This is a genomic window from Herbaspirillum sp. ST 5-3 (genome assembly GCF_004804275.1).
In the GTDB taxonomy this organism is placed as follows: domain Bacteria; phylum Pseudomonadota; class Gammaproteobacteria; order Burkholderiales; family Burkholderiaceae_D; genus Noviherbaspirillum.
In genome coordinates, this window is sequence record NZ_STGI01000005.1 from 86,810 (window position 1) to 99,219 (window position 12,410).

Consider the following 12,410-nt stretch of genomic DNA (forward strand, 5'->3'; position numbering starts at 1 on the left):
TGACCCGCTACTGGCGCACGCGCCGCTCGACGTCCGGCTGCTTTGCCATCACCCGCGACACCATCGCCAGCTCCACCGACAGCAGGTTGACGATGTCATCCGCGGTGACGATGCCGAACAGGGTGCCGTCTTCGCGCACCACCGGCAGCCGGCGGACCTTGAGGCTGCGCATCAGCTCCAGCGTCTCGAACAGGCCGGCGTTTTCGTCCACCGTCATCAAGGGTGAGGTCATCACGTCACCGGCCGTGATCAGCCCGAGGTCGATGCCCGGCGCCACCGCCTCGACCACAATATCGCGGTCAGTCACGATGCCCAGCGGCACGCGGGACTGCGCCTGCATGCCGGTCACAATCACATCGCCAACATGGTGCTCGCGCATCAGCTTGGCCACATCCGACACCGACGCCTTGGCGTCGCAGCAGATGACGTCAACGTTGCAAATCTCGCCTATCGGCATATCGTTTCTCCTTGCTTCCATCAATCGCTACGTGCGGCTGGCTTCCACCGCCGTGAATGGACCTGCACACAACGCCTTCCACCACGCGGCGATGCCGGACGGCACGGAAATGCGTTCAATTCTGCTGCGACCTTGTTTCATGCTGCACGCTCAACCCGCCTCCAGCCCCCATCTCTGCTTGTCGCTGTCGGCGCGGCTGCGCTGGATTTCATCCACCTGATGCGTGAGTTCTTGCAATGCCCGCGAAACTTGGAGCGGGTACGGCGAAGCCGGTTCCAGACTATGCAAGGCCAGCGGCAAGCGGGAGAGCTGCTCCTGCGCATACGCACGCATGACGGATAGCGGCGGCGACTGGTACTGCAGCGCGCCGCCGCGCATGACTGGCTTCAGCAGCGCCTCCCCGGCGACATCCTCGTCCGCCAGCGCCAGCACATCGCCCTCGAGGATGCCCTGTGCGGTGTAGTGGCGGTAGACCTGCTTGCTCCCCGGCCAGGTCATCTTGCCGAGAGAGCGCTTGCGGCAGGGCTGGCCGGCGTATTCCACCAGCTTGTACGCGCAATCGAGGAAGGGTGCGTCGGCGGAAGTGTTCATGCGGGTGCCGATGCCGAAACCGTCGATCGGCGCGTCGCCCTCCGTCAGTTCCTGCACCGCGTATTCATCGAGGTTTCCGCTGGCAAAAATACCGATCTCCTCGCAGCCGCCCGCATCGAGGATTTCCCTCACCCGATAGGCCAGCGTGCCGAGCTCGCCGCTGTCGAGACGCACCGCCTTGATGCGGATGCCCTCCTCTTCCTGCAGCCATTGGGCCAGCCGCACCACTTGCTCGGCGGCGGCTTCGGTATCGTAGGTATCGATCAGCAAGGTGGCGTTGTCGGGGAAGGCGCGGGCGAAGCTGGCGAAAGCATCTGTTTCCGATTCGTGCGCCTGGATGAAGGAGTGCGCCATCGTGCCGGACACCGGAATATCGAACAAGGCGCCCGCAAGCGTGGTGGCCGTTGCATCGAAGCCGGCAAGATAGCTGGCGCGCGCCGACAGCAGGCCAGCCTCTGCGCCATGCGCGCGCCGCAAGCCGAAATCGACAAGGCGCTTGCCGTTGGCCACATTCACCGAACGCGCCGCCTTGGACGCGACCATGGTCTGGAACTGCAGGAGGTTAATGATGCGGCTTTCGACGAATTGCGCTTCGCGCAGCGGTGCGGTAATGCGCAGGATCGGCTCCTCGGCGAAAAAGACCGTGCCTTCCGGCATTGCGTCCACATCCCCGGTGAAGCGGAATTCGGCGAGCGAGTCGATGTAAGGTGCGCTGAATTTTCCACTGGCGCGCAACCATGCGATGTCTTCATGGTCAAAGCGCAGCTCGGTCAGATAGGAAAGGACTTGCTCCAGTCCGGCCGCCATCAGGAAATTGCGCCGCTCGGGCAGCCGGCGCACGAAAAACTCGAACACTGCGGTCTCATTCATGCGCTGGGAAAAATACGCCTGCAGCATGGTGAGCTCGTAGAGATCCGTCAGCAAGGCGCTTTCACAATGGAGCTTCATGGTGGCAGTGCAAGAGAGGACCGCAGCGCGGAAGAATATCTCTAGTCTATTCCGCGCCGGAAGGAACCGCCATATCAATCCGGAAAATCGCCGGCAAGGTCTTCCTTCGCCTGATTTGGGTCAAGGATTCCGGTGCCGGGCGGAGTAAAACTTGAGTCTCCCCGCGTGCCGCGAAGCGCGGAAACGTCTTTCTGATGTGCAGGTATCGCCTATGCGTCCAGTCCATTTGGCTCCCCACGATGCGTTGCTGATTGTCGACGTGCAAAACGATTTCCTTCCCGCCGGAAGCCTCGCGGTGCCCGCCGGCGATGAAGTGGTCGCGGTGCTCAACCGCTACATCGCGCTGTTCACGCAGTCGCACCTGCCGGTGGTCGCGACGCGCGACTGGCATCCCGCCACGCATTGCTCCTTCAAGCCCTTCGGCGGCATCTGGCCGCCGCACTGCATCGCCGAAAGCCGCGGCGCGGAATTCCCTGCCGCATTGCAACTGCCGTCTGGCACGACCATCATTTCCAAGGCCACCGAGACGGACAAGGATGCCTATTCCGGCTTCGAAGGCACCGACCTCGCAGAGCGTTTGCATGCCGCCGGCGTGACACGCCTGTTCATCGGCGGACTGGCGACCGATTATTGCGTGCTGAACACGGTGTCGGATGCGCTGCAGAAACAATTCGAGGTCATGCTGTTGCTCGATGCCATACGCGCCGTCGAAGTGCGCCCGGGCGACGGCGGTGCCGCGATCCAGGAAATGCGACGCCAGGGTGCGCACCCGCTGACGCTCTCGCATCTGCACGCGATAGCGCGTACCAGTACTTTTGCCTAGTGCTTCTCATTCGGGCCGGTTGCCCGCGCAATCGTCTCCGCAGCCTGAATGATCTGGCTGGTTGCCGTGCTCATGCTGTCGCGCAGCGTATCGACCGCAAGCCTGGCATTCTTCGCCAACTGTTCGTAGCCCGAGTTCGCATTGTCGATAGCGGTCTTCATCATCGCGATTGTGCTTTCGGATCCGGGCGGCGTGTTCTTTGACGCTTCATCCACCAGGTTTCTCAAGGTGCGCGTGGTTTCCGCCACCTGAACGACTTGTGCCTCGGCGGCCCGGGCAAATTCCGCCTGCATGTTGGCGCTGATTTCCGCCAGCTGACGGCTGTAATCGATCGCTTTCTCGGCATTGGGCTGCGCCTGCGCGGCGGCGCTGGAAAACAGGTCCTGCGTATCTTTCGCGGCGCTGGTCTGCTTCACGGCTTCCGAGACTTCATCGAGTGAAGCCCGGGTGGCATTGAGATTCAGTTCGATGATTTTTTCCACGCCTTCAAATGCCTTGCTCGTCAGCGCATTGATCAGGCCGAGCTGAGCTTCGAAATTGGCGCGAGTGGCGGATGCAAGTTGCTCTGGAATCGACGGCATGGAATTTCTCCTCAAGAAAAATCGACGACTGCGCGCAGCGGACATGAAAGCACGAAACCACACCGCCAGCCTGCACAAGAATCCTGTTTGCTATTGTGCTCGTCGCAGGTGGCCGTCGCGTCTGATGCGCGACAAGCTTCGTGTGGGTCTCTTAGTCATAGATGTAGGGCTTCATCTTGACCTCCGAATGCATGGCCAGCTGCAATTCATCCGGAGAAACCGGCGGTTTGTCCCACAGTATCTTGCGGCCGTCGCGTTGCCCCTTGTCGATCTCCGGATGGTCCTGCTTCAGGTCGCTGAGAAAGGTCGAGAATTCCGATACGTAGTTGCGATAGTGTTTCATCGGTTTCACCTCCGATAAACCTGCTGCTGTCTTCGTTCATGAAACATGTGAGCATGGGCATGGCGGGAACGCAGCATCGCCTTCTCGCCGCACCCTTGCCTATTTCTTGACTTCCTTGAACTCGGCATCGACCACATCTTCGCCGCCCGCCTGCTGCTCGCTCGCGCCGGCGGCCGCAGCATCGGCCGCCTGACGCGCCTGCGTGTCGGCGTACATCGCTTCCCCGAGTTTTTCCGCCACGCGTGACAGCGCCGCCACCTTGGCGTCGATCGCCGCCTTGTCGTTGCCCTTCAAAACGTCGTCCAGTTCCCGAATGGCGGTTTCGATCTTCTCTTTCTCGCCGCCGCCAAGCTTTGCGCCGTGCTCTTCCAGCGCCTTGCGCGTCGAGTGCACCAGCGCATCGCCCTGATTGCGGCTTTCGGCCAGGGCGCGCAGGCGCTTGTCTTCTTCCGCATAACGCTCGGCGTCCCGCTCCATCTTGCGGATCTCATCCTCGGTCAGGCCGGAATTGGCCTTGATGGTGATCTTGTTTTCCTTGCCGGAAGCCTTGTCCTTCGCGCCGACATGCAGGATGCCATTGGCATCGATGTCGAAGGTCACCTCGATCTGCGGAATGCCGCGCGACGCGGGCGGAATGCCCTCCAGGTTGAATTCGCCCAGCAGCTTGTTGCCGCTCGCCATTTCACGCTCGCCCTGAAACACCTTGATGGTCACCGCCGGCTGGTTGTCTTCCGCCGTCGAGAACACCTGGCTGAACTTGGTCGGGATCGTGGTGTTTTTTTCGATCATCTTCGACATCACGCCGCCCAGGGTCTCGATGCCGAGCGACAGCGGGGTCACGTCCAGCAGCAGCAAATCTTTGCGTTCGCCGGACAACACCGAACCTTGTACCGCCGCACCGACCGCCACTGCCTCATCCGGATTGACGTCCTTGCGCGGCTCCTTGCCGAAGAATTCCTTCACCTTTTCCTGCACCTTCGGCATGCGCGTCTGGCCGCCGACGAGGATCACGTCATGCACGTCGGATGCCTTGATGCCGGCGTCTTTCAGCGCAATGCGGCAGGGCTCGATGGTCTTCTGGATCAGGTCCTCCACCAGCGATTCCAGCTTGGCGCGCGTGATCTTCATGTTCATGTGCACCGGCGCGCCGTTCGCCATCGCGATGTACGGCTCGTTGATTTCGGTCTGCTGGGTGGACGACAACTCGATCTTCGCGCGCTCGGCGGCGCTCTTGATACGCTGCAGGGCGATCGCATCCTTTCCGAGGTCGATGCCGTTGATCTTGTTGAATTCGTCGATGATGTAATTGATCAGCCGCTGATCGAAATCTTCGCCGCCGAGGAAGGTGTCGCCGTTGGTCGACAGCACTTCGAACTGCTTTTCACCGCTGATGTCGGCGATCTCGATGATCGAGATATCGAAGGTGCCGCCGCCCAGATCGTACACCGCGATCTTGTGCTCCGCCTTGGTGGTCTTGTCCAGGCCGAATGCGAGTGCCGCCGCGGTCGGCTCGTTGATGATGCGCTTGACATCCAGGCCGGCGATGCGGCCGGCGTCCTTGGTTGCCTGGCGCTGCGAATCGTTGAAGTAGGCCGGCACGGTGATCACTGCTTCCGTCACGCTCTCGCCGAGATAATCCTCCGCCGTCTTCTTCATCTTGCGCAGCACTTCCGCCGACACCTGCGGCGGCGCGAGCTTCTTGCCCCGCACCTCGATCCAGGCGTCGCCATTGTCGGCCTTGATGATCTTGTAGGGCATCAGGTCGATGTCCTTTTGCACTTCCTTCTCGTCGAACTTGCGTCCGATCAGGCGCTTGACCGCATACAGCGTGTTCTTCGAGTTGGTCACCGCCTGCCGCTTGGCCGGTGCACCAACGAGAATTTCGCCATCATCCTGATAAGCAACGACCGAAGGCGTGGTGCGCGAGCCTTCGGAATTTTCAATCACCTTCGGCTGCCCGCCTTCCATGATGGCGACGCAGGAATTGGTGGTACCGAGGTCGATACCGATAATCTTGGCCATGATTTCACCTCTTACGAATTAGTCCGATTCGCTATTGAATATATAAAGTCGAACCCTGTTTTCAAGACCCCGGGCCGGAAGCCGGCGGGCGCGGCCTTTCCTCCGACACCGTCACCAGCGCGGGCCGCAACAAGCGATCGGCAATCATGTAGCCCTTCTGCAGAACATTGACGATCGAGTTGGCGCCCTGCTCCGCAGGCACCACGGAAATCGCCTGGTGTTTCATCGGATCGAACTGCTCGCCGGGCGCCGGGCTGATTTCCGTCAGCCGGTTTTTCGTGAAGGCCGAGGAGAGCTGCTTCAGCGTCATCTCCACGCCTTGCTTGAATGAATCCACCGACGATGTATCGATATTGAGCGCTGCTTCGAGACTGTCCTTGACCGGCACCAAGGCTTCCGCAAAGTCCTCCACCGCGAACTTGTGCGCCTTGGCAATATCTTCCTGCGCGCGCCGCCGCAAGTTCTCCGCATCGGCCATCGCACGCAGCAGCGCGTCCTGCAGTTGCGCCGCCTGTTCTTTCGCTTCCGCAATTTTTCTGTCGAGCATGCTGTCGTCGCGCATCGATGCCGGCGCATCATCTTGCGTGCCGGGTTCCGGCGCGGGCGTCACCGGCTCGGGCGGCTGCGTTAAAGGTTCGCTGGCTGGCGTGACGGGTTCCGACGGCGGTGTGACGGGTTCCGATGGTGGCGTGATAGGTTCGCCTGATTTTTTCTGCGCCTGCTCTCGCAAATTCTCCTGCGTTTCCATGGAAAATCCTCCTGTGCGCTGAGTGGAAAAGTCGACACAGGTGATGACCCCGGAAGGCCGCCACGGTTCAAGAAACGGGGGATTTCAGCGCCACTGTTACACGTGCCGCAAGATGGAAGGCAACAAGCCGGTCAGAAATGGCAGACCTTGTTGCGCCCGCGGCGCTTGGCTTCATACAGCGCGCGATCCGCGTCGCCGATCAGCGCCCCGCTGCTCATGCCCGCCTCGGGCACCATGCTCGCAGCGCCGATGCTGACGGTCACCGGAATCTGCTTGCCTTCATATACGACCTGCAGCGACGCGACCTTGTCGAGGATGATCTTGCCGAGATGGATCGCGCCCGCAAGATCCGTATTCGGCAGCAGCACGGCGAACTCCTCGCCGCCATAGCGGAAAGCCTCGTCGCCCGGGCGGCGAATCAGCTCCCGGATAGCCTGCGCCATCTGCCTGAGGCAGGCATCGCCGCCGAGATGGCCATAGGTATCATTGATCTGCTTGAAGTGATCGATGTCCAGCATCAACAAGCTGATCGCCCGGCGCCCGTTGCGCGCAGATTGCCATTCCTCCTCCAGCACCGCATTGAAACATGCGCGGTTCTTGCACTCGGTCAAGGCATCGGTAAGACTGAGATCGCGCAGCTTTTCGCTCGCGACGGAAAGGTCCTTCAGCGCGCTGTCGAGTTCCTGCGTGCGCTGCTGCACGCGCACCTCCAGCAGCTCCGTCGCCTCCTTCTGGATGCGCACATTCTCATCCTTCAGCATGCGTATGCGCTGCGCGAGCGCCAGCGACAGCAGGATCACTTCCAGCGCCGAACCGATCTGCATGCCGTAGTCGATCAGGAACGCGCTCGGCAGAATGCCGAACTGCCTGAGGATGAAGATAATGCTCCCGATCAGCAGCGCAATCCACGCCACCATGAAATAGCGCGCCTGCCGCACGCGCAGCTTCAGGCTCAAGCCGCCGGCAAGCAGGATCAGCGCGAGCGCGACCAGCCCCAGGCCATTCGCCAGCCTGATCGCAATCCCGTAGCGCAGCACGAAGGTGCTTGCCGCCAGCGCCAGCGCAATCCAGAAAAATGCGCGGAACATCACGTCGAACTTCGGCAGATGCTCCTTCAGTTGCAGGAAGGCGCGCGTGAACTGGATCACGCCCGCCCCGACGAAAAAAAGAAGGAAGGGCGTCGCCTGATTTCCCCATCCCGGCGACTCCGGCCACAGATATTCGAAGGCCAGCCCGTTGAGCGACATCTGGAACACGATCCAGCCGCCGATGTAATGCAGGTAGTAGAGATAATTGATATCCCGGATGGAGAGGAAAATCATCAGGTTGTAGCCGAACATCGCCAGCAGGATGCCGTAATACAGACCCAGCCCGACCTGCTCCTCATGGTCCTTCGCGATGAATGCCTTCGCGCTCCACAGCATCAGCGGCATCTGCATCGAGCTTTCCGTCTTCACGCGCAGGAAAATCGTGGCCGCTTCACCGCGCGCCAGAGAAACCGGAAAGCTGAAATTGCGATGCTTGATTTCCCGCTGCGAGAACGGCATCGTGTCGCCGCTTCTGAGCGAGACGATGCGATTGCCGGGATAAACGAGATAGACTTCGATCAGATCCAGCAAGGGATATTGCACTTCCAGGATCCAGTCGGATATCGATGAATCCGCATTCCGGAGCTGAAACCGATACCAGTAGGCCGAGTCCGTAAAACCAAAGGCCAGCCGGTCGGACTCCGCACGTTTGAACGGCTTGCCCGCTTTCTCCCCCATGACATCGGCAATGCCCAGCCGCCCCGAGTTATCTTCGAGATAACTCAAATACCTTCCCGGCTCGTAGCGCCCGTTTCCCTCGCGCAGAACCAGCGCATCGGCTGTCGCGAGCCGGCTCAGCCCGAAGAAAAGCACAGCAAACAACAAGAGCAGACGACGTGCTCTCGTCCAGGCGTCGCGCAGATGAAGTGTCGACTCTCTCATGCTTGCCGTTACGTCAAGAACCGCTGGGCGAAGGCGGAAGAAGCCCGGAGGCAGGGGCATATGCCCGGAAAACGCACTGTTGGTCACCATTATTGACTGAAATCAATATTGAGATAAAGCAATAAATTTGAGGGGAGGCTCGGGGATCGGGTTCTTGCGGGGGAAGTGTTCCGGCGACGAGAAACTGCCACGGTGGCGGGCCCTGGTTGGCCTCGCCAGATTCGCCGGAGGAAGCCCAGAAACAAAAAGGGTTCGCAAAACTGCGAACCCTTTGCATTTTCTGGTGCTGATGAGAGGAGTCGAACCTCCGACCTACTGATTACGAATCAGTTGCTCTACCAACTGAGCTACATCAGCGAAAACGCGTATTCTATCAAGAAAAGTTACGAACGCGCTAGCGCGGCGTGCGGCATTGTCTCCGCAACCATCTGCTATGAACGTTTTCAGCGCCGAAAAATCCATGCCGTCGCACAAGGAATAAAGTTTCCAGACAGTCATCAACCAGAAAAAACGTGAGTAAAATGGTCAACAACTATTTTCCGCGCATCCGCTGCCGGGAAACAAGATGCCGGCTCCGAACGAAAAGCGGCCCGTCGTGGGGAGGAGGTCTCGATGAATGCAAACATGCTTGCTCATCGGCGCGCCGGTGCCGGCCCTACCCTTCTGTTCTTTGTCGCCCTCACCATTGCCGCCGTCGTCGGCCAGACCTGGTGGGTGATCCTGCAAGACCGCCAGCTCACGCTTGAATCGGAAAAAGCCAACGGTCTGGTGACCGTGCGGATTCTGGAAGAGCATGCGACCCAGACCTTGCAGGACGCCGAGCGCAAATTCAATGCGGTTACCGCCGCGATTCACGCGGCCAGCGAAGACGGTTTCAGCGAGGCAGTGGCCATACGCGAGGTGCATGCGCAGGGCCTGCAGGATTATCGCTACCTGAAGGCGATCCAGTACATCAACCTGAAGGGCCAAAGCTGGATCACCTCGCGCGACTATCCGTCGCACCGTGCCGATGTCGGCGACCGCGATTATGTGCGCTACCTGCTTTCCACGCCGAGCGACACGCGGGCGCGTCTCGGGCGTCCGTTCCAGAGCCCTTACGACAGCGAACTGGTGGTGCCGGTCGGCCGCAATCTCTATGCCCGCAACGGCCGGCATGTCGGCCTGATCAGCATCGATATCCGCCTTTCCTATTTCGCCGACGTATATTCGCGCGTCGCCAAAGACAGCAATGCGATGGTGTCGCTGCTGGCGAATGACGGTTTCATTGTCGTGCGCTCGCCCTTCGAGGCGCGCTACGCAAACCGAGACATCGCGCACTACGCCGTTTTGCAGCAATTGCGCGACGCGGACGTGGAAGGTTCGTTCGAGGACGACTCCCTGCTCGACGACGAGCTGCCGCGGCTGTATACCTACCGCAAGATCAAGGGCCTGCCGGTGACGACGGTGTACGGGCGCGACTTCGACAGCATTCTGGCCGACTGGCGTGTGCGCACGACCAACCGCATTGCATTCTCCGCCGCGATGATCGGCTTTATCTGCGTGCTCACTTTTTTCCTGATCGTCCATATCCGCCGCTTGCGCGAGTCGGAAGAATCGCTGCGCAACAGCGAGCACAAATTCGTCACTATTTTCCAGCGTTCGCCGGTGCCGCTCGCACTGGTCAGGCTGGCCAACGATCAATACGTGGAAATCAACGGCGCATGGACAGAACAATTCGGCTACGCGCGCGAGGAAGTGATCGGGCGAACCGCATTGGAAATCGGTGTGTGGGCCGCGCCGGCGGAGCGGCAGGCGCTGATCGATCAACTGGTGCGCGAAGGAGGCGTCGAACGGACGGAGGTGCGCTATCGCCACAAGGACGGACGCATCCTGGTTTGCCAGGTGTCGGGCAGGTTGTTCGAGACCGTGAACGAGCAGATGTTCATCTTTTCGCTGGTCGATATCACGCACCTGCGCACGATCGAACATGAGATTCGCGAGCTCAATGCCGAGCTGGAAGAGAGGGTGCGCGTGCGTACCCTCAATCTGGAGCAGGCCAATACCGAACTGGCCGATGCGCTGGCCTCGCTGCAAAACATGCAGCGCAAACTGATCCGCTCCGAAAAGATGGCGGCGCTCGGCTCGCTGGTGGCCGGCGTGGCGCATGAGCTGAACACGCCGATCGGCAATAGCGTCACGGTGGCGAGCACGCTGATGGAACAAACCGAAACGGTGCTGAGCGACGAACGCGCGGGCCGCTTGCGCCGCTCGCTGTTTGAACAATACCTGGCCAACGCGTCAGCCGGCACCGAACTCCTGCTGCGCACGCTCAGGCGCGCATCGGAACTGGTGAGCAGTTTCAAGCAGGTGGCCGTCGATCAGGCCAGCGATCAGCGCCGATGCTTCGACTTGCAGAACGCGTTGCAGGAAGTGGCGGTAACGCTTGCGCCTTCCTACAAGAAGACGCCTTACACGCTGGTGCTGGATCTGACGTCGGGCATCGAACTCGACAGTTATCCGGGGCCGCTGGGCCAGGTGATCACCAACTTCATCAACAATTCGCTGACGCACGCCTTCGAGGGACGTCCCAACGGAACGATGCGCCTTGCCACGCGCAAGCTGGATGATTCGCATGTGGAAATCATCTTCAGCGATGACGGCATCGGCATTCCCGAAGCGGACCAGAAGCGCGTGTTCGATCCCTTCTTCACAACCAAGCTCGGGCAAGGCGGGTCGGGACTGGGGATGAATATCGTCTACAACCTGGTGACCGGTGTATTGGGCGGGGAAATTGAGCTGCAGAGCAGGCCGGGCGCGGGCACGACACTGACGCTGGTGCTGCCGCTGCGTGCGCCGCAAACGGCGCGGACGGAATTGCAGACTGCATGATCGACCGGGAGAAATTTCACCCGGTCGATCATGCGGCGATGATTACTCGAAGTGGTAGCTCGTCACGCGCTCCACTTCGCTCTTCGATCCCAGGAACACCGCCACCCGCTCATGCAGCTTCTGCGGCTGGATGTCGAGGATGCGTTGCTTGCCGTTGGTCGCGGCGCCGCCGGCCTGCTCGACGATGAAGGCCATCGGGTTGGCTTCGTACATCAGGCGCAGCTTGCCCGGCTTGTCCGGTTCGCGCGCATCGGCGGGATACATGAAGATGCCGCCGCGATTCAGGATGCGGTGCACGTCGGCCACCATCGAGGCGATCCAGCGCATGTTGAAGTTCTTGCCGCGCGGACCGGTTTCGCCGGCCAGCATTTCGTCGATGTAGCGCTTGACCGGCGGATGCCAGTGACGGGAGTTGGACGCGTTGATCGCGAATTCCTTGGTCTCGGACGGGATCTTCATGTCGCGGTGCGTGAGCACCCATGAACCCATTTCACGGTCGAGTGTGAAGCAGTTCACGCCGGCGCCGGTGGTCAGGACCAGCACGGTCTGCGGGCCGTAAACCGCATAGCCCGCGGCAACCTGCTTCGCACCGGGTTGCAGGAAGGCGTCTTCGGTCGGCTCTCCCATGCCTTCCGGCGCTTTCAGCACCGAGAAGATGGTGCCGATGGAGACGTTGACGTCGATGTTGGAGGAGCCGTCGAGCGGATCGAACAGCAGCAGGTATTCGCCCTTCGGATAGCGGTTGGGGATGGGGTGGATGGTTTCCATTTCCTCGGAGGCCATCGCCGCCAGGTGGCCGCCCCACTCGTTCGCTTCGAGCAGCATTTCATTGGACAGAATGTCCAGTTTCTTCTGCACCTCGCCCTGCACGTTCTCGCTTTCTGCGCTGCCGAGGACCTCGCCCAACGCTCCCTTGCCGACTGCATGGCTGATGGTTTTGCAGGCGCGCGCGACCACTTCGATCAACAGGCGCAGTTCAGCCGGAATGCTGTTATGCAGGCGCTGCTCTTCAACAAGGTACTGCGTGAGGCTGATTCTTTTCATGGGTCTTTCCGATGA

10 protein-coding genes and 1 tRNA gene are annotated in these 12,410 nt (G+C 60.6%); 2 read left to right on the forward strand and 9 right to left on the reverse strand.

What is annotated here, in order from left to right; genetic code table 11:
* Positions 1-7: 7 nt before the first annotated feature.
* Entirely contained in the window at positions 8-457 is a 450-nt protein-coding gene (locus E6W33_RS11930) for a CBS domain-containing protein (protein ID WP_136417544.1), read from the reverse strand.
* Positions 458-607: 150 nt separating this feature from the next.
* Complete coding sequence (locus E6W33_RS11935) at positions 608-1,996, reverse strand: nicotinate phosphoribosyltransferase (protein ID WP_136417545.1); 1,389 nt, start codon at positions 1,994-1,996, stop codon at positions 608-610.
* 211 nt (positions 1,997-2,207) lie between these two features.
* Between E6W33_RS11935 and E6W33_RS11940 the strand changes: the two genes are divergently transcribed.
* On the forward strand, positions 2,208-2,819 hold the full coding sequence (locus E6W33_RS11940; RefSeq protein WP_136417546.1) for an isochorismatase family protein: 612 nt from the start codon (positions 2,208-2,210) through the stop codon (positions 2,817-2,819).
* Here E6W33_RS11940 and E6W33_RS11945 read toward each other — a convergent pair.
* From E6W33_RS11945 to E6W33_RS11970, 6 genes are all read right to left on the reverse strand, one after another.
* On the reverse strand, positions 2,816-3,400 hold the full coding sequence (locus E6W33_RS11945) for a phasin family protein (RefSeq protein ID WP_136417547.1): 585 nt from the start codon (positions 3,398-3,400) through the stop codon (positions 2,816-2,818). The two genes, E6W33_RS11940 and E6W33_RS11945, sit on opposite strands and share 4 nt — an antisense overlap.
* A 151-nt stretch (positions 3,401-3,551) precedes the next feature.
* Complete coding sequence (locus E6W33_RS11950; protein WP_136417548.1) at positions 3,552-3,743, reverse strand: DUF3460 family protein; 192 nt, start codon at positions 3,741-3,743, stop codon at positions 3,552-3,554.
* A 99-nt stretch (positions 3,744-3,842) separates the two neighbouring features.
* On the reverse strand, positions 3,843-5,765 hold the full coding sequence (gene dnaK, locus E6W33_RS11955; protein WP_136417549.1) for a molecular chaperone DnaK: 1,923 nt from the start codon (positions 5,763-5,765) through the stop codon (positions 3,843-3,845).
* 61 nt (positions 5,766-5,826) lie between these two features.
* Positions 5,827-6,513 carry a nucleotide exchange factor GrpE gene (grpE, locus tag E6W33_RS11960; RefSeq protein WP_136417550.1) on the reverse strand — a complete coding sequence of 229 codons (687 nt, stop codon included), beginning with the start codon at positions 6,511-6,513 and terminating at the stop codon, positions 5,827-5,829.
* 131 nt (positions 6,514-6,644) lie between these two features.
* Complete coding sequence (locus E6W33_RS11965; protein WP_168798620.1) at positions 6,645-8,483, reverse strand: diguanylate cyclase; 1,839 nt, start codon at positions 8,481-8,483, stop codon at positions 6,645-6,647.
* A 281-nt stretch (positions 8,484-8,764) separates the two neighbouring features.
* Positions 8,765-8,840, reverse strand: a tRNA-Thr gene (locus tag E6W33_RS11970).
* A gap of 255 nt (positions 8,841-9,095) precedes the next feature.
* On the opposite strand from E6W33_RS11970, the gene E6W33_RS11975 reads away from it, so the two are divergent.
* The gene (locus tag E6W33_RS11975) at positions 9,096-11,351 is read left to right on the forward strand and encodes an ATP-binding protein (RefSeq protein WP_136417552.1); all 2,256 of its coding nucleotides are present in this window, start codon (positions 9,096-9,098) and stop codon (positions 11,349-11,351) included.
* A 42-nt stretch (positions 11,352-11,393) separates the two neighbouring features.
* On the opposite strand, the gene E6W33_RS11980 is transcribed toward E6W33_RS11975, so the two are convergent.
* On the reverse strand, positions 11,394-12,395 hold the full coding sequence (locus E6W33_RS11980) for a class 1 fructose-bisphosphatase (protein ID WP_136417553.1): 1,002 nt from the start codon (positions 12,393-12,395) through the stop codon (positions 11,394-11,396).
* Between the last annotated feature and the right edge of the window lie 15 nt (positions 12,396-12,410).